The sequence below is a fragment of the Planktosalinus lacus genome, from assembly GCF_014640155.1.
GTDB classification, from domain to species: domain Bacteria; phylum Bacteroidota; class Bacteroidia; order Flavobacteriales; family Flavobacteriaceae; genus Planktosalinus; species Planktosalinus lacus.
The window spans coordinates 1-23,623 of sequence record NZ_BMGK01000015.1 but is presented as its reverse complement, the minus strand read 5'-3'; the positions used below and the strand labels follow the sequence as shown (position 1 = coordinate 23,623).

Annotated in this window: 23 protein-coding genes; 11 read left to right on the top strand and 12 right to left on the bottom strand. The window is 37.3% G+C overall.

The features are described 5' to 3' along the window. Positions 1-14: 14 nt before the first annotated feature. The 4 genes from uppS to IEV69_RS13495 form a co-directional block, all read right to left on the bottom strand. Positions 15-755, bottom strand: a complete 741-nt coding sequence (uppS, locus tag IEV69_RS13510) for an undecaprenyl pyrophosphate synthase (RefSeq protein WP_188443325.1) — start codon at positions 753-755, stop codon at positions 15-17. Positions 756-758: 3 nt separating this feature from the next. Beyond that, the gene (porG, locus tag IEV69_RS13505) at positions 759-1,451 is read right to left on the bottom strand and encodes a type IX secretion system protein PorG (protein ID WP_188443323.1); all 693 of its coding nucleotides are present in this window, start codon (positions 1,449-1,451) and stop codon (positions 759-761) included. A 100-nt stretch (positions 1,452-1,551) separates the two neighbouring features. Beyond that, complete coding sequence (locus IEV69_RS13500) at positions 1,552-2,445, bottom strand: NAD kinase (protein ID WP_188443321.1); 894 nt, start codon at positions 2,443-2,445, stop codon at positions 1,552-1,554. A 95-nt stretch (positions 2,446-2,540) separates the two neighbouring features. Next, positions 2,541-3,197, bottom strand: coding sequence for a CBS domain-containing protein (locus IEV69_RS13495; protein WP_188443319.1), 657 nt, complete (start codon positions 3,195-3,197; stop codon positions 2,541-2,543). 86 nt (positions 3,198-3,283) lie between these two features. Between IEV69_RS13495 and IEV69_RS13490 the strand changes: the two genes are divergently transcribed. The 8 genes from IEV69_RS13490 (at position 3,284) to IEV69_RS13455 (ending at position 11,409) form a co-directional block, all read left to right on the top strand. Then, positions 3,284-3,997 carry a pyridoxine 5'-phosphate synthase gene (locus IEV69_RS13490; protein ID WP_188443317.1) on the top strand — a complete coding sequence of 238 codons (714 nt, stop codon included), beginning with the start codon at positions 3,284-3,286 and terminating at the stop codon, positions 3,995-3,997. A gap of 5 nt (positions 3,998-4,002) precedes the next feature. Continuing rightward, positions 4,003-4,776: an alpha/beta fold hydrolase gene (locus IEV69_RS13485; protein ID WP_188443315.1), complete on the top strand. Its 774-nt coding sequence runs from the start codon at positions 4,003-4,005 to the stop codon at positions 4,774-4,776. A 28-nt stretch (positions 4,777-4,804) separates the two neighbouring features. Next, complete coding sequence (locus IEV69_RS13480; RefSeq protein WP_188443313.1) at positions 4,805-5,494, top strand: fibrobacter succinogenes major paralogous domain-containing protein; 690 nt, start codon at positions 4,805-4,807, stop codon at positions 5,492-5,494. Between the two features lie 113 nt (positions 5,495-5,607). After that, positions 5,608-5,946 carry a phage holin family protein gene (locus IEV69_RS13475; protein ID WP_188443311.1) on the top strand — a complete coding sequence of 113 codons (339 nt, stop codon included), beginning with the start codon at positions 5,608-5,610 and terminating at the stop codon, positions 5,944-5,946. A 135-nt stretch (positions 5,947-6,081) separates the two neighbouring features. Beyond that, on the top strand, positions 6,082-7,401 hold the full coding sequence (gene tig, locus IEV69_RS13470) for a trigger factor (RefSeq protein ID WP_188443309.1): 1,320 nt from the start codon (positions 6,082-6,084) through the stop codon (positions 7,399-7,401). Between the two features lie 82 nt (positions 7,402-7,483). After that, positions 7,484-8,149: an ATP-dependent Clp endopeptidase proteolytic subunit ClpP gene (gene clpP / locus IEV69_RS13465; RefSeq protein WP_188443307.1), complete on the top strand. Its 666-nt coding sequence runs from the start codon at positions 7,484-7,486 to the stop codon at positions 8,147-8,149. A gap of 101 nt (positions 8,150-8,250) precedes the next feature. Then, a complete protein-coding gene (clpX, locus tag IEV69_RS13460; protein ID WP_188443305.1) occupies positions 8,251-9,483 on the top strand; it encodes an ATP-dependent Clp protease ATP-binding subunit ClpX in 1,233 nt (410 codons plus the stop codon). Positions 9,484-9,528: 45 nt separating this feature from the next. Beyond that, positions 9,529-11,409 carry a DUF4139 domain-containing protein gene (locus IEV69_RS13455; protein WP_188443303.1) on the top strand — a complete coding sequence of 627 codons (1,881 nt, stop codon included), beginning with the start codon at positions 9,529-9,531 and terminating at the stop codon, positions 11,407-11,409. Between the two features lie 217 nt (positions 11,410-11,626). Here the strand turns inward: IEV69_RS13455 and IEV69_RS13450 are convergent, their stop codons facing one another. Next, the gene (locus IEV69_RS13450) at positions 11,627-11,809 is read right to left on the bottom strand and encodes a hypothetical protein (RefSeq protein ID WP_188443301.1); all 183 of its coding nucleotides are present in this window, start codon (positions 11,807-11,809) and stop codon (positions 11,627-11,629) included. A 192-nt stretch (positions 11,810-12,001) separates the two neighbouring features. Continuing rightward, positions 12,002-13,516 (bottom strand): GH3 auxin-responsive promoter family protein, encoded by a 1,515-nt coding sequence (locus tag IEV69_RS13445; RefSeq protein WP_188443299.1) that lies wholly within the window; start codon positions 13,514-13,516, stop codon positions 12,002-12,004. 57 nt (positions 13,517-13,573) lie between these two features. Here IEV69_RS13445 and IEV69_RS13440 point away from each other — a divergent pair, with 57 nt between their 5' ends. After that, the gene (locus IEV69_RS13440) at positions 13,574-14,368 is read left to right on the top strand and encodes a DUF2797 domain-containing protein (protein ID WP_188443297.1); all 795 of its coding nucleotides are present in this window, start codon (positions 13,574-13,576) and stop codon (positions 14,366-14,368) included. Here the strand turns inward: IEV69_RS13440 and IEV69_RS13435 are convergent. The 4 genes from IEV69_RS13435 to rpsU are packed head-to-tail and all read right to left on the bottom strand — an operon-like array spanning position 14,365 to position 17,524. Then, the gene (locus IEV69_RS13435) at positions 14,365-15,441 is read right to left on the bottom strand and encodes an alanine racemase (RefSeq protein WP_188443295.1); all 1,077 of its coding nucleotides are present in this window, start codon (positions 15,439-15,441) and stop codon (positions 14,365-14,367) included. The two genes, IEV69_RS13440 and IEV69_RS13435, sit on opposite strands and share 4 nt — an antisense overlap. A gap of 25 nt (positions 15,442-15,466) precedes the next feature. Continuing rightward, entirely contained in the window at positions 15,467-16,870 is a 1,404-nt protein-coding gene (locus IEV69_RS13430; protein WP_188443293.1) for a sodium:solute symporter family protein, read from the bottom strand. A 3-nt stretch (positions 16,871-16,873) separates the two neighbouring features. Next, positions 16,874-17,317: a GNAT family N-acetyltransferase gene (locus IEV69_RS13425; RefSeq protein ID WP_188443291.1), complete on the bottom strand. Its 444-nt coding sequence runs from the start codon at positions 17,315-17,317 to the stop codon at positions 16,874-16,876. Between the two features lie 12 nt (positions 17,318-17,329). Next, positions 17,330-17,524, bottom strand: a complete 195-nt coding sequence (gene rpsU / locus IEV69_RS13420; RefSeq protein WP_188443289.1) for a 30S ribosomal protein S21 — start codon at positions 17,522-17,524, stop codon at positions 17,330-17,332. A 463-nt stretch (positions 17,525-17,987) separates the two neighbouring features. Here rpsU and folK point away from each other — a divergent pair, with 463 nt between their 5' ends. Next, on the top strand, positions 17,988-19,115 hold the full coding sequence (gene folK, locus IEV69_RS13415) for a 2-amino-4-hydroxy-6-hydroxymethyldihydropteridine diphosphokinase (protein WP_188443287.1): 1,128 nt from the start codon (positions 17,988-17,990) through the stop codon (positions 19,113-19,115). Here the strand turns inward: folK and IEV69_RS13410 are convergent. Together IEV69_RS13410 and IEV69_RS13405 are read right to left on the bottom strand one after the other, a co-directional pair. Further along, entirely contained in the window at positions 19,102-19,650 is a 549-nt protein-coding gene (locus IEV69_RS13410; RefSeq protein WP_188443285.1) for an RNA methyltransferase, read from the bottom strand. The genes folK and IEV69_RS13410 overlap by 14 nt on opposite strands. Positions 19,651-19,701: 51 nt before the next feature. Further along, positions 19,702-20,484, bottom strand: coding sequence for a carboxypeptidase-like regulatory domain-containing protein (locus tag IEV69_RS13405; RefSeq protein WP_188443284.1), 783 nt, complete (start codon positions 20,482-20,484; stop codon positions 19,702-19,704). Positions 20,485-20,681: 197 nt separating this feature from the next. Here IEV69_RS13405 and mutS point away from each other — a divergent pair, with 197 nt between their 5' ends. Further along, entirely contained in the window at positions 20,682-23,297 is a 2,616-nt protein-coding gene (gene mutS / locus IEV69_RS13400; protein WP_188443283.1) for a DNA mismatch repair protein MutS, read from the top strand. The last annotated feature ends 326 nt before the right edge of the window (positions 23,298-23,623 follow it).

Here is a 23,623-nt window from a genome sequence, read left to right as displayed (position 1 = left end):
GTGATGAAATCAAATTAGTTAAGTTGATCACTTGTTTTTCCAAATCTTCTTTCTCTGTTTTGATAATTTAAAATTGCTTCAAAAAGGTGTTCTTTGTTAAAATCGGGCCACAATACTTCTGTAAAAAAGAGCTCAGCATAGGCTATTTGCCACAACAAAAAATTGCTGATTCGTTGTTCACCACTGGTTCTGATAAGCAAGTCAACATCGGGCAAATTTTGCGTGTAAAGATGCTCATTTATAACCGATTCGTCAATATTTTCCGGGGAAATTATATTATTTTTAACTTTAGAACAAATATCTTTCACCATATGGGTAATTTCTTCTCTGGAACCATAACTCAAAGCCAGTGTCAAAATCATTTTTTCATTACTTTTAGTCCTTTCCATTACCTCTTTAAGCTCTTTACTGGCTTTATTTGGTAACGAATCTATATTGCCAATGGCATTTAATCTGATCTTGTTTTCCTCCAGAGTTTTAATTTCTTTTTTTAATGAAGAAACCAATAAGTTCATTAGCGTTTTTACTTCCATCTTTGGCCGGTTCCAATTTTCGGTTGAAAAAGCGTAAAGAGTCAGGTATTTGACACCAAGTTTACCACAGCCCTCAACAACCTCCTTTACTGCATTGGCTCCTTTTTCGTGGCCTGCTGTGCGAAACAAGCCTTTGAGTTGTGCCCAGCGTCCGTTGCCATCCATAATTACAGCCACATGGTTGGGAAGTTTGCTCTTATCTATATTATCAATCAAACTCATAGATTAAAATGTACAAAAACAGGGTTTTTTGCCAAACATAACCGTTAGGTTGATTCCTGTAAATACATACCAGTCGTTACTGTTTATATTTCCAAACTTTAGGTTGGGATCTCCTTCTTTAATACCTGTGGGGTTGCTTCCATCCAGATTGTCTGTAAATGTATAACGCGCTCCAATTTCAGCTCCCAAAACCATGTATCTTCCAACGGTTAGTTTGTATCCCACTACCATAGGGATAGCAAACGACCATGCATTACCATATTTTTTTAGTTCATTATTGCGCTCCAAAAATAAGCTTTCATAATTAAAATAGGTAATTCCTGTGTACAAATATGGAGAATTTTGTGGCTTAACACTGTGGGTGTTAAATTCCCAAAAGGTATACTCTATACCCAGAGAAAGTTCTTTAACACTGTTATTGAAGGAAAAACCCCGTTGTTGTCTGCGCGTTTCCTTTGAATCGGCATCATCAGATTCTAAGCCGGCAATCATTGCTGTAAAGCGAAAGGAGTGGCGTGGTGAACGGTTCCAACGAAACATACCTCCCACTGCCAAGTTGTTAGGGTTGATGTATGTAGTGGGACCCACATCTCCTATATAATTTGACCCTCCCAGCAAACCACCTATTTCATAGGTCTGAGAATGGGATGTATGAAATGCTAAGAATACTAATAACGCGGTTGCAAAATGCTTCATAAAACCTAAAAAGTTTGCAAATATAATAATAAAGTTTGGCCTGCAATAAGCTTGGCCTAATACTCTCATTTGATTAACAAACTTTGTATGATTTTATTGCCTAATTGCGTTTGTCTTCTCCCCATAATAACTTTTTTCGAAGCGTTTTGATAAAACTGTCCTCGTGAAGTTGTATCATTTTTAAAGTAAATGGGGATTTTTTTATGGTAATCTCGGTTTCATTTGAAAGTGTAGCAATGCGTGCATCTAAAGAAACAAGGTAGTTGTCTTCCCTTCCGGTGACTTTCAATCTTATCTCGGTTGAATCTGGAATGACAATGGGTCTTGCATTGAGGTTGTGTGGGGCAATGGGTGTTAAAATGAAACTTGTGGAGCTGGGTTCCAGTACGGGTCCGCCACAGCTTAAGGAGTATCCGGTTGATCCCGTGGGTGTTGAAACGATAAGCCCGTCAGACCAATATGAAGTGAGATACTCATCATTGAGATAGGTTTCAATTTTAATCATCGAAGTGGTGTTTTTTCTGATGACACTTATCTCGTTTAAAGCAAAATTCAGCGTTTTAATATCGTTATGGTCCGGAGAGACATCTATGCTCAAAAGTGTCCTTTCTGAAAGGGTATAATCGCCATTCATTATTTTCTCGACACAACTGGTGATTTCCTCTTTTTGAATACTAGCCAAAAAGCCCAAGCGACCCGTATTGATACCAGCAAAGGGAATGTTTAAGTCCTTAATATAGGTGATTGACTTTAAAATGGTGCCGTCACCACCAATGCTGAAAAACAAATCAAAGCTGGAATCCAATTCCTTAAAGGTTGGAAACTGTAAGTCTTGGGTGTCAATCTCCTTGTTTTCACTTATAAGATTGTAAAAATTATCTTCAATAAAAATTGATACATTACTTTTACTTAAAACATCCAAAAGTAATTTAATATACACACTTGAGTTTTCGTGGTAAAATTGTCCGTAAATTCCAACTTTTAGAGGTTTCATTGCAAGTTGTTTGGTATTATATTGAATTTTAGTTTAAAAAGTGTTTTTGAATGTTGTCTTGTTAAACCAGCTAACCAGAAAACTGCCACTGATCACTAAATATTAAGATATTTATCAAGATATTCTGACCGTTCTTTTAAATTATCAGCCCATTTGTCTTCATCGTGGCTCGAGATAATTTCATACCCATACCGCCTGAAAGTTTGAACAATAGCATTCATTCCGGTATGACCAATTTTGATAGTGGTTTGTGTTTTTTCTCCTTCGATTTTAGAAATAAACATCCCTAATATTTTTGCATTGTTTGACTCGATAATTTGGCATATTTCACTAAAAGAATAATCTCTTGAACCTTTTTGAATTTCAAGTATACCGCCATTTTCGTTCAGGAAAGGGGTGTTGTTAAAAAGGCTCATAATATCTGCCAACTCAAAGTAGCCTAAATAAGTGTTGTGGGCATCGAGCACAGGCATAATATTACTTGAATTATTAGCGAAAGCTTCAATAATATCTAACCAATTTGTGTGTTCCCTTACAAAAAATGGTTCCAAAGCATAGGAATAATCTGCAAGGGTTTTGTTGGAATCAAAACAATGTGCATCGGTTTCAGAAACACAACCGGTAAAGACCTGATTTTTCATCACTGGTATATGGGAATAGGTCAACTGGTTAAAAACCTCTTTGACGGCTTCCAAAGGAGTGTTAATGTCAAAAGGGTCAATATCGCGTATGATGTAAAGCTGCGTGTCCAAGACAAAATTATTTTTTGCAAATTAATTAAAATAGTACAGACGGTCGTTATCCATCTTTGTATTTTTGTAACTCAAAAGTACAATTTATGACCAAGCTAAGTGTAAATATTAACAAAATTGCAACGTTGCGAAATGCACGGGGAGGGAATGTGCCCGATTTGCTCAAAACAGCAAAGGATATTCAGGAATTTGGAGCACAGGGTATCACCATCCACCCAAGACCTGATGAACGCCACATACGCCGTCAGGATGCCTATGATTTAAAACCCGTTGTATATACTGAATACAATATTGAAGGCAATCCGTTCCGGCCGTTTCTGGATATGGTGCTGGAAATAAAACCCACTCAGGTCACCTTGGTGCCGGATGGTGATGATGTGTTGACCTCAAACGCAGGCTGGGATACCCTAAAACACAAAGAGTATTTAATAGATATAATTGCTGAGCTAAAGCGGAATGAGATTCGTACTTCAATATTTGTGGACCCCGATTTAAAAATGATTGAGGGCGCTAAAGCCACAGGCACAGATAGAATAGAACTTTACACCGAAGACTTTGCACGCCAATATGAATTGGGCAACAAAGACGGTATTAAACCTTATACCGAATGTGCGGTTTTGGCAAATGCACTGGGTTTGGGCATCAATGCCGGTCACGACTTGTCTTTGGACAACATCGCTTTTTTCAAACAAAACATTCCCGGCTTACTGGAAGTTTCCATTGGTCATGCGTTGATTTCAGAATCACTTTATTTAGGTTTGGAAAATGTGGTGGGAATGTATTTGCAGAAATTAAAATAAAATTTATGATACTCTACTCAAACATAGAAGGCTCCGGCACCCCGTTCTTAATCCTCCACGGGTTCCTGGGAATGGGAGATAACTGGAAAACCCTGGGAAGTCGCTTTGCAGAAAACGACTTTGAAGTCCACCTCATAGACCAGCGCAATCACGGGAGAAGTTTTCACTCAGAAGAATTTAGCTATGAAGTCATGGCAGAAGACCTTAAAAACTACTGCGATCAAAAAGGTTTAAAAAAAGTAGTATTATTGGGTCACTCCATGGGGGGCAAAACAGCCATGTTATTTGCTACTCAATATCCCGATTATGTTTCAAAATTAATTGTAGCTGATATTGCACCTAAATTTTACCCCCAACATCATCACGATATATTAAAAGGATTGTCATCACTTGATTTTTCTAAAATTGACTCCAGAAGTGATGCCGATGCCCAATTGAAAAATTATATAGCCATTAAACCTATCCGGCAGTTCTTGTTGAAAAACCTCTTCCGTAAATCAAAAGAAACCTATGGATTGCGTATGAACCTGCCTGTACTGATTAAGAATATTGAAGAAGTAGGAAAGGGGTTGCCTGAAGAGGCCATTTATGATGGAGAAACTCTTTTTCTTAAAGGGGAGGAATCCGGCTATATTGAACCGATGGATGAAATATTGATTCAAAAACATTTCCCAAAAGCATCAATTGAGACCATTTCAAAAGCCGGACACTGGCTGCATGCAGAAAAACCAGAAGCGTTTTATAAAGAAACGGTACGGTTTTTGTTAAAATTAGGTTAAATAAGTTAACTCTAAAAATAACCTTATTATGAAAAATCGTTCTTTATCTTACATGTTTTTTGTGTTTATTTCTTTTGTTTTTTTTCTTGCCTGTTCTAATGAAAATGATGAGCAATTCCCGGAAGCAATTGAATATGAATCTGTCTTTATAGGTAATCAAGAGTGGATGCTTGAAAATCTTGACGTCGAAACTTACCGTAACGGGGATACTATTCCACGTTTACAAGAAGGTCAAAATTGGTCTGAGTTAACTACTGGAGCCTGGACTTTAGTTACCTATGATGGTTTTGACGGTTTGGGGTATGGCAAGTTATATAATTGGTATGCCGTGAATGATCCCAGAGGTTTAGCTCCCGAAGGATGGAGTATCCCAACCATGGAAGACTGGATTGAGCTTAGTGATTTCCTGGGAGGAGAAACAGTTGCAGGGGGTAAATTAAAATCTACAGGAACTATTGAAGCTGGAGATGGGTTGTGGAATCAACCAAATTCAGGGGCGACAAATGAAAGTGGTTTTACGGCTTTACCAGCACCATTATGGTATAAATTTGTTATACCTCCAGGTGCTTATGCTAAATGGTGGAGTTCTAATGAATTTGACTCTGAATTTGGTTCAAATGTTTGGGTTAGCGCTGGAGGAGAGTTTTTTGCAAATGGGACTTTTAGAAAGTATTCAGGATTATCCGTTCGTTGCATCAGAGAAACAAATATTGAGTAAACATTTTGATATTTTTTAAATAGTTGGTCATTTTAAGTTTTTAACCTACTTTTTATTTTATACAATATAATTTTATTACCTTTAAAAATAAGATGTACTAAATTATATTAATCATGAAACTAATCATTCAGTTATTGTTAACGGCTATTGTGGTTTTAGTACTTGCCGAAATACTACCCGGTGTAGGGGTCGATGCCTTTACAACTTCGATTATAGTAGCAGCAGTATTGGCATTGCTTAATGTGTTGGTAAAACCCATTTTGGTTTTTTTAACCTTACCGGCTACACTGATTACTTTTGGCCTCTTTCTATTGGTGATCAATGCTGTGATCATCCTGTTGGTAGACTACCTGATTCCCGGTTTTAGTGTTGATGGTTTTTGGTGGGCACTGTTATTTAGCTTGCTATTAACTATTTCACAATCCATTTTGTATTCCTTAACTGAAAAGTAATAAAATTACTTATAACCAACCAGTTAAACCTTTTGCGATAATGATAAATTATCGTACTTTTGCACCCGTTTTGAATTGAGAGAAGTAAAATGCTTTTTTGATTCAAAACGGGTTACTTATTTAAATATAATTTTCATGAACATCACAAAACAAGACATTGACAGTCTAAATGCCATCTTAAAAGTAGAGATTACAAAAGATGACTATGCACCTCGCGTTGAAAAAATTCTTACAGATTACAGAAAGAACGCCAATATCCCCGGCTTTAGAAAAGGACATGTGCCTATGGGAATGATCAAAAAACAATATGGAAAAGCTGTATTGCTTGATGAGGTTAATAAGTTGATTCAGGAGTCACTCCATAAATACCTTACCGAAGAAAAATTGGATGTACTGGGCAACCCACTTCCAAAAAATGAAATGGACATCGATTGGGATACAGACAATTTTGACTTTGAGTTTGAATTGGGACTCGCTCCACAATTTGAAATCGACCTTCAAAAAAAGGCGGTTACAAACTATAAAATTGTTGCAGATAAAGAGTTTTTAGACAACCAGATCAAGACCATCAGAAAGCAATATGGAAAGCTTATTTCCAAAACTGAAGTTGAAAAGGGAGACGAAATTACCGGAACTTTTAAAAACGAGGAAAAAGAAATAGACAATAAAACAACGTTTCCTTTAGACAAAATCAAAGGAAAAAAACAAAAAGACCAACTTCTTGGAGCTAAAGTAGGTGATACGGTCACCCTTAAGACCAAAGGCCTTTTTGAAGATGACCATGACAACCAAACCTTTTTAGAAGTTTCACATGACGATGCGCACGGACTTGATGTTGAAGTAACCTTAACCATTGAGGAAATCAATACACGAGAAGAAGCTGAACTAAATCAGGAGCTGTTTGATAAGCTTTTCGGAAAAGACGTCGTGAAGTCAGAAGAGGAAGTAAGACAGAAAATTAAAGAAGATGCAGAACGTCAGTTTGAACAACAGTCAGAACAAGTGTTGCTGAACAATGCAGTAGAAAGCTTGATTGAAAATACCAAATTTGACCTTCCGGCTGAATTTTTAACACGCTGGATACAAAAAAGCGGCGAGAAAGAATTGACCGAAGAAGAAGCAAAAGCAGAGTATGAGCGTTCAGAAAAAGGACTGCGTTACCAGTTAATTGAAGGTAAGTTGATGTCAGATAATAAGCTGCATGCCAATTTTGAGGAGCTTAAAGATTATACAAAAGCAATGGTGACCTCACAAATGATGCAATATGGACAAATGAACCCCGCAGAGGAGGAGCTTGAAAACATTGCAGCAAGAATTCTTTCCAATCAGGATGAAGCAAAGCGCCTGGCTGAACAACTCAACCAGCAAAAAATGTTGAAATTCTTTAAGGAAAATGCCAAATTGAAGACCAAAGAAGTGTCTTATGACAAATTTGTGAAAGAAGCATACCAATAAATCAACGATAAATTAGTTATATTTAGGCGTTGAATGAAGACATTTAACGCCTTTTTTTAACTTAAACAGTACAGTAAAATATATGGATTACAGTAAAGAATTTGAAAAATATGCTACCAAACATCATGGGGTGAGCAGTACTTATTACAATCAGATTATCAGCAGCATGACCCCTTATATCATTGAGGAACGTCAGTTAAATGTTGCCCAAATGGATGTGTTTTCACGCTTAATGATGGATAGAATCATCTTTTTGGGAACTCAGGTCAATGACCAGGTAGCCAATATTATTCAGGCACAATTGCTTTTTTTGGAAAGTACTGATGCCTCAAAAGATATTCAAATTTATATCAATTCACCGGGAGGGAGTGTGTATGCCGGCCTAGGAATCTATGACACAATGCAATTCATCAAACCCGATGTAGCTACAATCTGTACAGGTATGGCAGCTTCAATGGGAGCAGTTTTGTTGTGTGCGGGTCAAAAAGGAAAACGCAGTGCACTACCTCACTCCAGAGTAATGATTCATCAGCCTATGGGAGGAGCACAAGGCCAGGCAAGTGATATTGAAATTACGGCAAGAGAAATTATGACTTTAAAAGAAGAGCTGTACCGCATTATTGCAAAACATTCTGAGCAGACTTATGATAAAGTCTATGAAGATAGTGACCGTGATTACTGGATGAAAGCAGAAAAAGCTCTTGAGTACGGAATGATTGATGAAATTTTAACAAGAGAGAAGAAATAATTCAAAGTTAAATGTTCAGGGTTCAATGTTGTTATGACTTGGAACCTGACACGAGCGCAGCGAACTGTGCGAAGCAAAACCTTGAATCTGAAACCAAAGTTATGGCAAAAGAAAACCTAGAATGTTCCTTTTGTGGACGTAAAAAAGCCGAAACCAATCTTTTGATTGCAGGTCTTGATGCACACATTTGTGATCGATGTATAGAGCAGGCTCACGGTATTGTGATGGAAGAAGCAACACATTCTTCCAAAACACAATTGTCTGGTGAGATGATGTTGAAAAAACCAAAAGCCATCAATGATTTTTTAAACGAATACATTATCGGGCAGGAACATACCAAAAAAGTGATGTCAGTGGCAGTTTACAATCACTACAAAAGATTGTTGCAACCCGCTTCAGATGATGATATTGAAATACAAAAAAGTAACATCATAATCGTTGGTCAAACGGGAACCGGTAAAACCCTCATCGCAAAAACAATAGCCAAAATGCTCAATGTGCCCTTGGCCATTGTGGATGCAACAGTGCTCACTGAAGCCGGTTATGTAGGAGAAGATGTTGAAAGTATTTTAACACGATTACTACAAGCAGCCGACTATGACCTGGAGAAAGTGCAAAACGGAATTGTGTTTATCGATGAAATAGACAAGATTGCTCGAAAAAGTGATAACCCCTCCATCACCAGAGATGTTTCGGGTGAAGGAGTACAGCAAGCTTTATTGAAACTTCTCGAGGGAACCTCAGTTAATGTGCCACCCAAAGGAGGTAGAAAACATCCCGATCAAAAGTTTATTGAAGTCAACACCGAAAACATCCTCTTTATTGCCGGAGGTGCCTTTGACGGCATTGAAAAGAAAATCAAACAACGCCTCAATCTTCAGGCAGTTGGATTTAGCGCTTCAAAATCAGAGGATAGTATTGAAAGGGAAAACCTCCTTCAATATATTATTCCAAAAGATTTAAAAGATTTTGGTTTAATACCGGAAATCATTGGTCGACTTCCCGTTTTGACCCATATGAACCCATTGGATAAAGAAACTTTACGGGCTATTTTAACAGAGCCTAAAAATGCCATTATCAAACAGTATGAAAAACTATTTGAAATGGATAATATTGAATTTAAAATAGAAGACGAGGCCCTCGATTTTATTGTCGAAAAAGCCATTGAATATAAACTGGGTGCTCGTGGGTTGCGTTCCTTATGTGAATCAGTACTCACAGATGCTATGTATGAATTACCGGGCTCTGATGAGTCAAGTCTTGAAGTCACAAAAGAATATGCAGAACTAAAACTAAACAGTTCTGCAATCAAAAAATTAAAAGCGGTTTCTTAAATGAAATCGCTTTTTTTATCTTTAAGAAAATTTAAACCTTCTTTGATGAAAAACTGGATTCTTTTATTAATGTTCCCTTGTATACTCAGTGCAAATGAAATTCAACCAAAATCTGTAATAAAAGAAGTTACAGTATTTTTACAGGGAGCTCAAATTACCAGTGAAGTAAAAGTGAATTTGCAGGCAGGAAGTTCCAAAGTGTTGATAAAAGAGCTGTCTCCAAATATTGACCCAAACAGTATTCAGGTTAATGGCCTGCAGAATGTTACTATTGGTTCCATAAATTTTTACACCAATTTTATTGAAAAAAAAACAGCATCTGAAAAAATAATCGACTTTCAGAATCAACGAAATGAATTAAACCGCGAAGTAGCAGTTTTAAGAAACAAGATTAAAGGTCTGGAGGATGAAGAAGTACTTCTGAATGCTAATAAAAAAATCAACACAGAACAGCAAAATGTTACTGTTGAGAGACTATCATCATACTCAAAATATTACCGTGACCGTATAGCAGAGTTGAAAACAGAAATGTATGATCTGAACAAAAGCATTGAAAAGCTCAACAATAGCATAAGCGATATCAATCAGGAACTGAACAAACTGAGAAGTAACAACACTGAACAAAGAGGAGAGATTCTTCTTGATTTGGAATCACCATCAACTGTTTCACTGACACTTATATTAAAATACAATGTAAGTAAAGCCGGATGGATTCCACTCTACGATATTAAGGCGATAAACACTGAAAGTCCCGTTGCTCTTCATTACAAAGCCAATGTTTATCAAGATACCGGTGAAAACTGGGACAATGTAAATATTACACTATCAACCGGGAACCCAACTTTAAACACTGTAAAACCGGAAGTCAACCCACATTATTTAAACTTTGTAAACCCACAAACATATACCTCTCAAAGTAGAAGTCGTAACAAAGCCAACTACACATATAACCCAACTGTGCAATCGGTTTCAGGGATTATCGTTGATGAAACCGGACTTCCATTACCCGGCGTTAATGTCATATTAAAGGGGTCTGGTCAGGGAACTCAAACAGATTTTGATGGCAGATATACCATAGATGTAACAGGAGGACAGGAACTTGTATATTCTTATATTGGCTTTGAAACAGAAACCTTGCCGGTTTATGCTAGCCAAATGAACCTGTCATTGTTTGCAGATGCTAACGATTTAAATCAAGTCGTGGTTACTGGATATTCAGTCGAGAGGGCATTGAATGGTAAGGCAAGCGGTGTTGCTATCTTAGAAAAAGATGATGTTAGCCAGGATATTCCCGTTATGATCAGGGAAGAAAATGTGACCAATGTATTGTTTAAAATTTCAAGAAAATACAGCATTCCCACTTCGCCTTCTGAAGTAACAACAATTGAAATCAACACCTTTAATGTGCCTTCAGAATATGAATATTACACAGCACCTTTACTAGTTCAAAATGTGTATTTAACAGCAAAATTAAAAGGATGGGAAAGCTTTGACCTGTTGCCCGGAGAAGCAAAAGTTTATTTTGCAGGAAGTTTTGCTGGAAATTCATTTATCAATCCACAATTAACCGAGGAAGAACTGGTTTTGTCCTTGGGGATAGACCCTACTCTTGTTGTTGAACGTAAGCAAGTAAATGACTTGAAAGACCGGTCTTTTTTTGGAAATACCCGGATTGTCAAAAGGAACTATGAAATCACTCTCCGTAATAATAAAAGTTCCAATGTCGAAATCACACTTTTGGATAGAATACCCATTTCACAAAACAGAGACATCAAGGTTGAAAATTTAGCTTACGACAACGCAAGTTATGATGATAAAAATGGTGTGGTCACATGGAAAGTAGACTTGCCAGCCAGTAGCTTAGAGAAAAGAAGCATCAGTTATGAAGTGAAATATCCGAAAGATAAATTTGTAAATCTGGATTAAGCAGGTTAGAACCTCACTTTTTTGCTTTCTAAAATGTAATCTTCTAGCAGCTTTAGTTAGTAACCAGTTTCAATCTTTTGTATTCATAACCAGAAGGTAATTGTACTCCCTCAAAATGCTTAGTTAATACTCCTTTCAGATATTAATAATGGTTCAATAAAAAAAGCCTTCAAGAAATTGAAGGCTAATTTTTTATCTTAGGGTTATGTAAATTCGTTTATGGAGTCGCAATCATAGTGCGTTGTTTGTTGACAATTTGCTGCTTTACTATTTCTTTTTTTTCTTTTAGAGAAAGAGTGATTTCATCTCCTTTATCTAATTTGTGGTTTTTAGTTACACCACATGAAACTAAACTTGATGTAAATAAAACTACTGCTATTATGTAACCTAATCTTTTCATCTTATGCGTATCTTATTTGGTGACACAAACATAGGTTGTAAGAATTCTCCTAGCAAAACTTTTAGTTGAACCTCCAAGAAAGTCGATGAAATGCAAGATTTTGATGTATTCAATGTATTTATTGAAATATCAATAAGTTAGGGAGTGTTTTTAGTCTATAAATTGAGTATTTTATCGATGCTATTTTGAGCTCTATCGGTTTAATTTCATCAATTCCTCCAGAAATTTTCTGGAATTAGACAATCGGGGCACTTTGTGTTGGCCTCCAAGTTTGTCCTGAGCTTTTAACCAATCATAAAATAGATTCTTACGGGCACAATTGAGTTTGAGTAAATTCAGTGTGGTATTGTTAAATCGTTTGGCTTCATAATCACTGTTGACTTCCTGTAAGGCTTTGTCTAATGCAACTGTAAATTCATCGATGCTTTGTGGTGGGGTTTTAAATTCTATAATCCATTCATGGGCTCCCTTTTCTTTACCGGACATAAAAATAGGGGCGACAGTATAATCTACAATTTCAGAGTTTGTGGCCTTGGTTACTTTTCTCAACGCCTCTTCAGCATTTTCTATAATAAGCTCCTCTCCAAATACATTGATGTGATGCTTAGTTCTTCCCGTTACTTTAATGCGATAGGGTGAAAGTGATGTGAACTTTATGGTGTCTCCAATTTTATACCGCCACAATCCGGCATTGGTGGTTATAATGATGGCATAATTTTTTTCAAGTTCAACCTCGCTCAAAGGAATAATTTTTTCTGAAGGGCTACCATACCCGTCCATTGGAATGAATTCATAAAAAATTCCATAATCCAGCATCAGCATTAGCTCTTTAACACTGTTCTGATCCTGAATTGCAAAGAAGCCTTCTGATGCATTATAAATTTCATAATATCGAAAGCGTTCATTGGGTAGTATTTTGTTATACTGCTCTATATACGGATTGAAACTTACACCTCCATGAAAATAGACCTCCAGGTTGGGCCAAATATTAAATAAATGGTCTTCACCAGTAGTTTCCAACACCTGATTGAGTAAAACCAACATCCAGGAAGGCACACCTGCCAGGCTGGTCACATTTTCTTGAATAGAAGCATTCACAATGGCTTGCATTTTGGTTTCCCAATCGGCCATTAGTGAAATCTCATTGCTGGGTGTACTACTATATTCAGCCCAAAACGGCATATTGGCTATTAAAATCGCCGAAAGATCCCCATACACCGTGCCGTTGTCTTTATAAAGTTCTTTACTACCACCAAGTCGAAGGCCTTTCCCAACAAATAGTTGTGAGTCGGGATTATTGTTTAGGTACATACACAATAAATCCTTACTCGCAGCATAATGACATTCCTCCAATGATTCTTCACTCACCGGTATAAACTTACTTTTTGCAGCCGTTGTTCCACTTGATTTTGCAAACCATTTAATGGGAGAGGGCCAAAAAATATTATTTTCTCCCAGTCGGGAGCGTTCAATATCAGGTTCCATATTTTCATAGTTGGTCACCGGAACCCGCTCGGCAAAAGTCTGGTAATTAGAAATGGATGCAAAATCATACTGAAGTCCAACTTCAGTGTTTTTAGCAGTTTTAATGAGATTGTTTAGCAACTCCAACTGAACTTCATTGGGGTATTTGAGAAAGAGCTCAATTTGATGAAAGCGCTTTTTCAAAAACCAGGAAGCTATTGAATTTACTATTGGGATTGGCATAAAAAAAGTATCTTTAATGCGAAAACTGCTTTGTAAATTTAAACTTAATTTTTTGTAATGCAATACCACGGCGTCTTAACCAAAATGCAAACGGAATTTAACAACCCCATTCAGTACTACTTAGTCTTTGAAAATGACTTTCTTAACGTCAATCAGTTGTTGGGAAAAAAAATTAAAATTCAGTTTGCAGGATATCAATGTTTGTCTTGTGGTTTAGATAAAAAAATCTTCAGGCAAGGGTTTTGTTATGATTGTTTTTACAGCATTCCCGCTGCCGGAGACTGGATCATGAAACCTGAGTTAAGCAAAGCCCATCTCGATATAGAAGACCGTGACCTGGATTATGAAAGAAGAGTCCAGTTACAGCCACATATTGTGTATCTGGCTAACTCCAGTAATGTAAAAGTGGGAGTGACCCGAAAAAGCCAAATTCCCACCCGATGGATTGACCAGGGAGCACACGAAGCCATTGAAATTGTAGAAGTGCCCAACCGCTACCTTGCCGGTATTACCGAAATTGCACTGAAAGAACACGTTTCAGATAAAACAAACTGGCGTAAAATGCTCCAAAATGATGTACTCGACCTGAATCTCGTTGAAATCAGGGATTCTTTGAAAGAATTCATCCCCGAAGAAGCAAAAGATTATTTTATAGCATCAAATACTGAAACCAATATCCATTTTCCCGTGCTTCAATATCCCAAAAAATTAAAAACCCTCAATCTCGAAAAAACACCTCAATTTGAAGGAGTGTTAAAAGGCATAAAAGGACAGTATTTACTCTTTGAAAATGATGTGGTGTTTAATGTGAGGAGTAGTGAGGGCTATGTTGTGGAGATAGCTGTGACCTAATCAATCAACCGCTTTTCAATATAGTTGGAGTTCATAACACCCAGTGCACCCATATAAGTCATCTTAAAGGTAACCACATCACCCACCTTGTATTCTTTTTGGGTGTCTGTGACATTCAGCACCAGCATATCTGAACTCGCGCCAATAAAGCTTAGCTCAGGGTCTACTGCTTTTAAGAATTCTATTTTAGTGATGTCTAGTAAACCAATATCCAAAATAGCACGCTTTTGAAGGGTGCCAAATTCACTTTCATCAATTTCAAAGGTTTCCCCGGATGGGTTGGCTTCCATTTCACCATAGGGGATAGCTGGTTTTTCAGTGATTTCTATGATTTCAGAATGTAACAAAAACACATCGTCTTTCATGTTCTCGATGGTTTCGTTTTCGAAAAGATCAACTCCAAAAAATAAAGTTTCACCAATTCTAAAATGATTCACACCTTTGGGAACCAATCCTTTCATCAACAAAGGAACCATTACAGATGAACCTCCTGAAACACCAATGATTTTCTTGCCAAATTTCGCTTCAATCAACTGCTCATACAAACTCAACTGAATGAGTTTGTCTTTACTGGGCATTACACCACTCAGGCAGTTGAGGTTAGAGCCAATACCAACCACCTCAATGTTGGGAAGTTCAAAAACCTTTTGATAAAAATCAATTAAGTCTTCACCCATAATACCTTCACGCAGATCACCCAGTTCAATCATAATAATCACCCGGTGTATCTTGTCTTGTTTGACAGCTTCTTTGGAAAGCCATTTAATCGTGATGTATTCTGTATTAAAACTCACATCAGCAAACCTGATGATGTCTGGAATAATTTTTTTTGCCGGTGGCTTGATGTAAATCGTTTCTTTATGAGGTGCAAGCTTTTTAATGGTTTTAAGGTTCCCAAGACGGGCATCACAAACCTGTTCGGGTCCCAGTGTGAGGATGTAATCCAGGTATTTTTCATTACCGCAAAGCATTTTTAAAACCGGTGCCCATTCGATGTTGTTCTCTCTAAACATCGTTTGAAGAAATTGGTAATTGTGTTTTAAAGATGATTTACTTAAAGTGACAAAAGCCATAGTTTTTGTGTTGCGACCCGTGGGTCTATTTCTTTACTGTTAAATACAAAAGTAGGGAAATTATTACGCCTGCAAGAATAGGGTCAAATCCATAGGGTATTTCAATTTCCAGAAAAGTTAAGAGTAGAGTAGAAAAGCCACCAAAAAGCATCGCCAATAAAGCCGCTAAAGGTTTTTTCTTTTTTGACCATAGCATTCCCAGCACCGGAACCAACAGGCCTGAAACCATAAATGCGTAAGATAACAACATTAAATCGAGTACGCTGGTCATATAACTCGCAATCAATACTGCTGTGAATCCTATGATGAATGTAATGATTTGCGAAATCATAATCGCTTTGGGGTTGTTTTCTTTTAATCCCAGAATATCTGTAACAAAATTACCGGATGATGCCAGCAAACAACTATCTGCAGTTGACATGATAGCCGAAAAATAGGCAGCCATCATCAAGCCCATCAAGCCTGCAGGAAGTATGTTTTTTAATAATAAGGGTAGCCCAATCTCAGGATCCATTGCCGCAACTTCGGCAAAGCCATCTGCAATAAAAAGCCCTTGTTCTGCACCCACACGGGCTAGAAGCCCCAAGGCAATTCCCATAAATGCCATCACCGGCCATTCAAACAACCCGGCGATGTACCACGCTTTTTTAGCTGTTTTCTCGTCCTTACAAGCATAGATACGCTGATAAAGCGTCATTCCCACAAACCAGATGGGGACAATAGTGATAAACCAGTTGGCAAATTGTACCCAGCTGAGGTTGGTGAGTGAAAAAAATTCTGCCGGTAATACTGCTTGTATTGCATCCCACCCACCCAGTTTAAAGTAGGCAATGGGGATTCCCACAAAAATGAGTCCAATCATCAAAATGGCCCATTGAAAGGTATCAGTGTATATCACGGCTTTAATACCACCAAAAACAGTGTAGACTACGGCTACGGTACCCATAATATATAAAGCGTGCAATAAATCGAGTTGCGGAAAAGTGCCTACAGCGAGTTTTGCGCCGGCGAGGAGTTGAGAGGAAGTAAAACCCAAATAGCCAATAAAGGAAATTATTCCGGCCACCAATGCTACGGTAACACCATAATTTTCTTTTAAAAGTTGGGGAAAAGTTAAAAATTTGAGACGATGTCCTTTTTCAATTACTTTAGGAATCAGCAAAACGGCACTTAGCCAGGCACCTATTAAACCAGTAAAAAGCATCCAGGAGCCAGAAAGACCCATCACAAAACCAAGGCCTCCCAATCCAATTGAAAAACCACCACCCACATCAGTAGCAACAACAGAAAGGCCTACATGCAGGCTGCCCATATTTCTGCCGCCCACATAGTAGTCATTAGTGTTTTTGTTTTTTCTATAGAAGTAAAACCCAATTCCAAGAACCAGAATCAGGTAAATAACAAATACAAGAATGTCTAAAAATGGCATGACCTATTTTTTGAGTCTCATTTCCAGGTATTTGTTGGAAAAACCAAGTCTTTCGTAAAGTCTTTTAGCAGGATTGTCAGGCTCAACGTGAAGCGCTATATCACCGTCTGCAAGAGTGATGGCTTTTTCCATTAAAGCTTTGCCAACTCCTTTGCCACGCGTTTTTTCATGTACAGCTATATAAACCAAGATATTTTCTGGAATGTATCCAGACATACCGGTTTTATTGACAATAGTGATTCCGAGAATCTCATCTTTATCTTTAATCACCAACGCAAACCCACCAAAGGCAGCAGGATTTTCCATGGTGGCAAATTCCAAACAACTTAAGATATGCTCTTTGGGGTCACCATATTGGCCAAGATGATTGAATAAAAAATCTACAATCTCTTGTTTCTCATCTGCATCGGGTTTAACATTGCTATTATAAATTTTAAACGAGTGCATAGAGTGTTTTTTTTAAATGTTTTCCTGATCTCTCAAACCTTGAATGTAAGAAGCTTTTTGAACCTCTTTTCTTCTTTTGACAGATTTTTTGGTAAACTGTTGGTTTTCACGCAACTTTTGAAGCACTTTAGTGTTTCTGAATTTGTGCTTCATACGCTTTAAGGCGCGTTCAATATTTTCTCCGTCTTGTACTTTTACTTTTAACATAAATATATTTTATAAAATTCGAATGGGAATTATATTTTATACAAAACCCTTATTTTTAGTAAAACTGATAAGAGATTATCATCAAGCCGGATGGCTCTAAATATTAGCAGTTATTCTGAGGGTGCAAATTTACAAATAAAAAACCACTTAGAGCAAAAGCTGTTTAAAATTTGTTAATTGAACATAAAAGAGTTTTCTATTCTCCACCAATCATTTTCTTTTAAATTCATTTAATGGGACTTAAAATTCTGAAACCCTTTATCCAATTGAGCAAAGACTTGTTCGATTGAAAAGCTCGTGAATCATCCATATGTTGATTGTTTTTGTTTTTGTGAATAACAAATTTAGGCGAACTGAGTTTCTTTTTCTTAATTTGTGCAACTATTCTACAGGAAACTATTTTCAGGCAATAGTCAACAACTTTTAGTCATCTTTTTGGCTAAAATAATGATTTTTAAAAAGAATGAATCAACACAAAACATATATATCCCTGGGCAGTAATGTGGGTGATACTTTTCAAAATCTTCAAAGAGCTGTCGATCTTATTTATGAAGATATTGGTTCAATTCTTAAAATATCACCTGTTTATGAAACAGCCTCCTGGGGTTTTGAAGCCGATGATTTTTTAAATGCAGTGATTTTAGTCCAAACCCGGTTTTCACCAAAAAAAGTATTGCGAGAACTGTTGATTATTGAAAACAAACTGGGAAGACTAAGAAATGAAGAGTCAGGCTATCAATCACGTAGTATAGATTTAGACATACTTTACTATGATGAGGAGGTTTTGGATTCTGAAAATTTGCAATTACCCCATCCGCATATACACAAAAGACGTTTTGTATTGCAACCCCTTGTTGACATTGCAGCTAAACTTATGGACCCCGTTCAGCAAAAAAATGCAGTTCAATTATTGGAAGACTGTGAAGATGACACTAAAATGCAAAAAATACAGCGATGGCTGAAAAACCCCATCATAAACAACAACCTTTCCAGATTTAATTATGTAGCCATTGAAGGGAATATCGGAGCCGGAAAAACCACATTGGCAGAAACCATTGCAACCGACTTTAATGCTAAATTGGTTTTGGAACGTTTTGCTGATAACCCTTTTCTGCCAAAATTTTATAAGGATAAAAGCCGCTTTGCATTCCCTTTGGAAATGTCTTTTCTGGCAGACCGGTATCAACAAGTACACGATGATTTAGGACAACTGGACCTCTTCAAAGATTTTATTGTGGCCGATTATGATATTTACAAATCTTTGATCTTTGCAAAAGTGACTCTGCAGGAAGAAGAATATAAATTGTACCGCAGACTTTTTGAATTGATGTATAAAGATATCAAGCGTCCTGAGTTGTATGTTTTTTTATTCCAATCAACTGATAAACTCATTGAGAACATTCAAAAACGCGGGCGAAAATTTGAGCAAAATATCTCGGCGGAATATCTGGATTCACTTCAAAAAGGTTACCTGGATTTTATAAAGTCACAGACAGAAAATCAAATAAAAATTATTGACATCACCGAGATGGACTTTGTGAAAAACAGAAGCGATTATCTGGAGATTTTGAGACAAATCAGTCTTGAGTAAACTGTTTCATTTTTGAAAAGAGGTCCCAAACCACCACACCTGCACTTACCGCAATATTTAATGAATGTTTGGTGCCTACCTGAGGAATTTCAATTACCTGATGAGCAGCATCTACTACTTTTTGTGAAACGCCTTTTACTTCGTTGCCAAAAACAACCGCATAAGTTTTTCCAATTGTGGGATTAAAATTATTGAGCATTACCGCTTGTTCTGCTTGTTCTACTACAAGTATTTCTACATTTTGAGCTTTTAGTTTTTGAATGACATCCAGCGTGTTTTCGACATATTCCCATGAAACGGTTTCGGTGGCACCCAAAGCAGTTTTATGAATGTCTTTGTGTGGTGGTTGTGCTGTAATGCCGCAGAGATAGATTTTTTCAACCAGAAAAGCATCTGCTGTGCGAAAAACCGATCCAATATTGTTCAAACTCCTGATATTGTCCAATACAACAATGAGCGGCGTTTTTTTTGCCTTTTTGAACTCCTGTTCGCTCAAGCGCGGGAGTTCGCTGTTTTTTAATTTTCTGTTACTCATAAATGCAAAAGTAAGGTATTATATAATGATTGGGAATCAAAATACTTTTACTTAGTCTTCATTCTTAAGCTCAAGATAACTTTCAGCTTGTTGTTTTAAAAAATGGAGTAAACTGATGGCATCTTTTTTGACTATCTCACTAAAATTAATGTGAGTTTCACAAAAATAAAGAAAGTCATATACCTTGTCTTTATCGATTTTCAACTCTTCAATGATATAATTTTCACGAAACTTTTCAAGAATAGTTTCTATTCTTTGATTGTCTTTTTCAACTTTCACCCTATTTTTCAGCATTTTAGTCCTGCCTGAGATGCCATTGATTATTCCATCCAAAGACATGGGGCCGGCACCATAAGAGGCTGTTTTCAATCTTCTTTCTGACTGTGTTAAAACCCTGATTTCTTTATCAATAATTCCTAACGAAAAAGGGGTGACTGCAGGTTTTGTTTGAATAATTTTAGAGTCCCTGCTCAAATCTCCCGTTAAATAATGATTTTTAATAAGCACTTCATCCAGTTCATTGGTGAATTGCTGAAGCTCAATTTCAATCTCTTTAGACACAAACTCTTCTAGTGAAATTGTTATGGTTTCAGTTTTGTATTGCAATGATGAAATGTGCAAAGTATCACCTATCGAAACCATTATTTTAAAATCACCAAAAGAATCAGTTAGTGTGCCTTTTGCAGAAGTAGTGTTGAATATATGAATGTTTTCCAACTCTTTTTCAAAAGGGTGAGTCACTTTACCGCTCAGTATAAACTCTTGTGAACTCACCAGAGTAGTAATGAGCAAAGCAAATAAACAGAAAATGGTTTTGATGGGTTTAATTTTCAAGGGAAACAGAATAGAACGTCAAATTAAAATAATTACGGAATACAAGTCTATTAATGAATTCACAAAAAAAAATCATACCTCAGACCAACTTGACATGTCAGTGAATCTTTGTTGATAAAAACTCAATAAAAAATGGGGAGCTGTTTTAAAAACACAATGCGATTTTTTACCTTAGCTTGTTACAGAAAGATGTAAAAATGGCAAAGAAAGAGACCCCTTTAATGAAACAATACAATACCATTAAGGCCAAGTATCCCGATGCTTTACTGTTGTTTCGTGTGGGGGATTTTTATGAAACCTTTGGAGAAGATGCCGTGCGTGCAGCAGGAATTTTAAACATTACGCTCACTGCCAGAAATAATGGTGGCGATCAAACCGAGCTGGCAGGTTTTCCACACCATTCTTTAAATACGTATTTGCCAAAACTTGTGAAGGCAGGTTGCCGTGTGGCAATTTGTGACCAATTGGAAGACCCCAAGCAAACTAAAACGATTGTGAAGCGGGGCGTGACAGAGTTGGTGACGCCTGGAGTAGCTCTCAATGACGATATATTGCAATCAAAAAGCAATAATTTTCTGGCAGCTTTGCATTTTGGAAAAAACGCTATCGGTATAGCTTTTCTCGATGTCTCTACCGGTGAATTTCTCACTTCAGAAGGAGATAGAGATTACATCGATAAACTACTTCAAAATTTTCAACCCAGTGAATTACTGATTCAAAAACAACAAAAGAAACTCTTTTTTGACTCCTTTGGTGAAGACTTCCATTTGTTTTACCTCGACGACTGGGTTTTTCAAGACGATTATGCTTCTGAAACCCTCAATAAGCATTTCAATACCAAAACATTGAAAGGTTTTGGAGTTGATCATCTTGAAAACGGAATCATAGCATCGGGGGTGGTCCTGCATTACTTAAGCGAAACCCAACACCAAAAACTGGATCACATCAGCCGCTTGCAACGCATCGCAGAAGATGCTTACGTTTGGATGGACCGCTTTACCATTCGCAATCTGGAATTGTATTTTTCCAATGCCCAAAACGCGGTTACCTTGCTGCAGGTGATTGATAAAACCATTTCGGCAATGGGAGGAAGGATGCTCAAACGCTGGTTGGCCCTTCCGCTAAAAAACCCCGAGAAAATTATTGAGCGTCACGAAGTGGTGAGTTTCCTGTTAGACAATCCGGTGTTGTTACAAAAAGTGCAGCATCACATCAAACACATTGGTGATCTCGAGCGGTTGATCTCAAAGGTAGCTACTGCCAAAGTGAATCCCAGGGAAGTCATTCAGTTAAAAAATTCACTGGAAGCCATTGTACCCATAAAAAGCCTGGCTGAAAATTCCGGGAATGAGGCTTTAAAAATTTTAGGGGAACAATTACATTCCTGTGACAGCTTACGCGAAAAAATTAAAGAAACCCTCAATGAAGAGGCGCCTGTCAATATTTTAAAAGGGAACACCATAGCACCCGGATATTCAGAAGACCTGGATGAATTAAGGGCCATTTCTAAAGGGGGGAAGCAATATCTTGATGAAATGTTGGAACGCGAAACAAAGCGCACCGGAATCACTTCATTGAAAATAGCTTCCAACAATGTTTTTGGGTATTACATCGAAGTGCGCAACACCCATAAAGATAAAGTGCCTGCAGGATGGATCAGAAAGCAAACCCTTGTAAATGCAGAGCGCTATATCACAGAAGAGCTCAAAGAATATGAAAATAAGATTCTGGGGGCTGAAGAAAAAATACTTGCACTGGAGCAGGAATATTTTTCAAAGTTGATTGCCTGGATTGCTGACTATATAAAACAAGTGCAGCAAAATGCAATACTCATTGGGCGTTTAGACTGCTTATGCTCGTTTGCACAACATGCAAAAGAAAATAACTATACGCGCCCTTTACTGGATGATTCTTTTGAAATTGATATTAAAGAAGGTCGACATCCGGTAATTGAAAAGCAGTTGCCTCCCGATGAACCTTTTATTCCCAATGATGTATTTCTCGATAGGAATGAGCAACAAATAATTATGATTACGGGGCCCAATATGAGTGGTAAATCGGCGATACTAAGGCAAACTGCACTGATCGTTTTACTGGCTCAAATAGGTAGTTTTATTCCGGCAGGAGCGGTGAGAATGGGTTGTGTAGACCGCATTTTTACCCGTGTGGGAGCCAGTGATAACATCTCGATGGGTGAATCGACCTTTATGGTAGAAATGAATGAAACAGCCAGTATTCTAAACAATATTTCAGAGCGCAGCCTGGTCTTGCTAGATGAAATTGGTCGTGGTACCAGCACCTATGACGGTATTTCCATAGCCTGGGCTATCAGTGAGTTTTTACATCAACACCCGGGAAGACCAAAAACCTTGTTTGCTACCCACTATCATGAATTGAATGAAATGGCCGAAACTTTTGATCGCATCAAGAATTACAATGTTTCGGTAAAAGAACTAAAAGACAATGTACTTTTCCTTCGAAAATTGAGTCCGGGAGGCTCCGCACATAGTTTTGGAATCCACGTAGCCAAAATGGCCGGAATGCCTAAACAAGTATTGCAACGTGCCAATAAAATGCTTGTCAAACTTGAAAAGTCTCATTCCTCAGATGAATTATCAGACAAAATCAAACAAGTGGGCAATGAAGAATTGCAACTCAGTTTTTTTAATCTGGATGACCCGCTTCTGGAAGAAATAAGAGATGAAATCATTGATTTAGACATAGATACTTTAACACCTGTAGAAGCTTTGATGAAGTTAAATGAAATAAAAAGAATGCTGGTAAGAAAAGATAAACTACGTCTAAAAAAATAAGCTATATTTTCTTTTACTTTTTTTTGAAAAGCCTTTGGTATTGGTAAAAAAGTTTTAAATTTGCAACCGCTATAAGAATTAGGTTTTCCTATAGTATAAGTTCATTAACATTATATTCGCGAAAATAGCTCAGTTGGTAGAGCACCATCCGCCCGAGGCTGATGGAGGTCGCGTTTAGTAATGATAATATAAAGTTCTGAAAAACATATTGACGAGATTCCCGCTTTACTTCTTTGCTAAAGCTTTGAAATACAAAGTCGTGGGAATTGATGAATGCGAAAATAGCTCAGTTGGTAGAGCGCCATCCGCCCGAGGCTGATGGAGGT

What these genes read in the sequence shown, in the direction of transcription:
- IEV69_RS13485 (WP_188443315.1), top strand. Translation starts at nt 4,003, where the DNA reads ATGATACTCTACTCAAACATAGAAGGCTCCGGCACCCCGTTCTTAATC.
- mutS (WP_188443283.1), top strand. Translation starts at nt 20,682, where the DNA reads ATGGCAAAGAAAGAGACCCCTTTAATGAAACAATACAATACCATTAAG.
- IEV69_RS13475 (WP_188443311.1), top strand. Translation starts at nt 5,608, where the DNA reads ATGAAACTAATCATTCAGTTATTGTTAACGGCTATTGTGGTTTTAGTA.
- folK (WP_188443287.1), top strand. Translation starts at nt 17,988, where the DNA reads ATGAATCAACACAAAACATATATATCCCTGGGCAGTAATGTGGGTGAT.
- rpsU (WP_188443289.1), bottom strand. Translation starts at nt 17,524, where the DNA reads ATGTTAAAAGTAAAAGTACAAGACGGAGAAAATATTGAACGCGCCTTA.
- IEV69_RS13450 (WP_188443301.1), bottom strand. Translation starts at nt 11,809, where the DNA reads ATGAAAAGATTAGGTTACATAATAGCAGTAGTTTTATTTACATCAAGT.
- porG (WP_188443323.1), bottom strand. Translation starts at nt 1,451, where the DNA reads ATGAAGCATTTTGCAACCGCGTTATTAGTATTCTTAGCATTTCATACA.
- IEV69_RS13445 (WP_188443299.1), bottom strand. Translation starts at nt 13,516, where the DNA reads ATGCCAATCCCAATAGTAAATTCAATAGCTTCCTGGTTTTTGAAAAAG.
- clpP (WP_188443307.1), top strand. Translation starts at nt 7,484, where the DNA reads ATGGATTACAGTAAAGAATTTGAAAAATATGCTACCAAACATCATGGG.
- IEV69_RS13490 (WP_188443317.1), top strand. Translation starts at nt 3,284, where the DNA reads ATGACCAAGCTAAGTGTAAATATTAACAAAATTGCAACGTTGCGAAAT.
- IEV69_RS13410 (WP_188443285.1), bottom strand. Translation starts at nt 19,650, where the DNA reads ATGAGTAACAGAAAATTAAAAAACAGCGAACTCCCGCGCTTGAGCGAA.
- IEV69_RS13435 (WP_188443295.1), bottom strand. Translation starts at nt 15,441, where the DNA reads ATGGCTTTTGTCACTTTAAGTAAATCATCTTTAAAACACAATTACCAA.
- IEV69_RS13430 (WP_188443293.1), bottom strand. Translation starts at nt 16,870, where the DNA reads ATGCCATTTTTAGACATTCTTGTATTTGTTATTTACCTGATTCTGGTT.
- uppS (WP_188443325.1), bottom strand. Translation starts at nt 755, where the DNA reads ATGAGTTTGATTGATAATATAGATAAGAGCAAACTTCCCAACCATGTG.
- clpX (WP_188443305.1), top strand. Translation starts at nt 8,251, where the DNA reads ATGGCAAAAGAAAACCTAGAATGTTCCTTTTGTGGACGTAAAAAAGCC.
- IEV69_RS13500 (WP_188443321.1), bottom strand. Translation starts at nt 2,445, where the DNA reads ATGAAACCTCTAAAAGTTGGAATTTACGGACAATTTTACCACGAAAAC.
- IEV69_RS13425 (WP_188443291.1), bottom strand. Translation starts at nt 17,317, where the DNA reads ATGCACTCGTTTAAAATTTATAATAGCAATGTTAAACCCGATGCAGAT.
- IEV69_RS13480 (WP_188443313.1), top strand. Translation starts at nt 4,805, where the DNA reads ATGAAAAATCGTTCTTTATCTTACATGTTTTTTGTGTTTATTTCTTTT.
- IEV69_RS13440 (WP_188443297.1), top strand. Translation starts at nt 13,574, where the DNA reads ATGCAATACCACGGCGTCTTAACCAAAATGCAAACGGAATTTAACAAC.
- IEV69_RS13455 (WP_188443303.1), top strand. Translation starts at nt 9,529, where the DNA reads ATGAAAAACTGGATTCTTTTATTAATGTTCCCTTGTATACTCAGTGCA.
- tig (WP_188443309.1), top strand. Translation starts at nt 6,082, where the DNA reads ATGAACATCACAAAACAAGACATTGACAGTCTAAATGCCATCTTAAAA.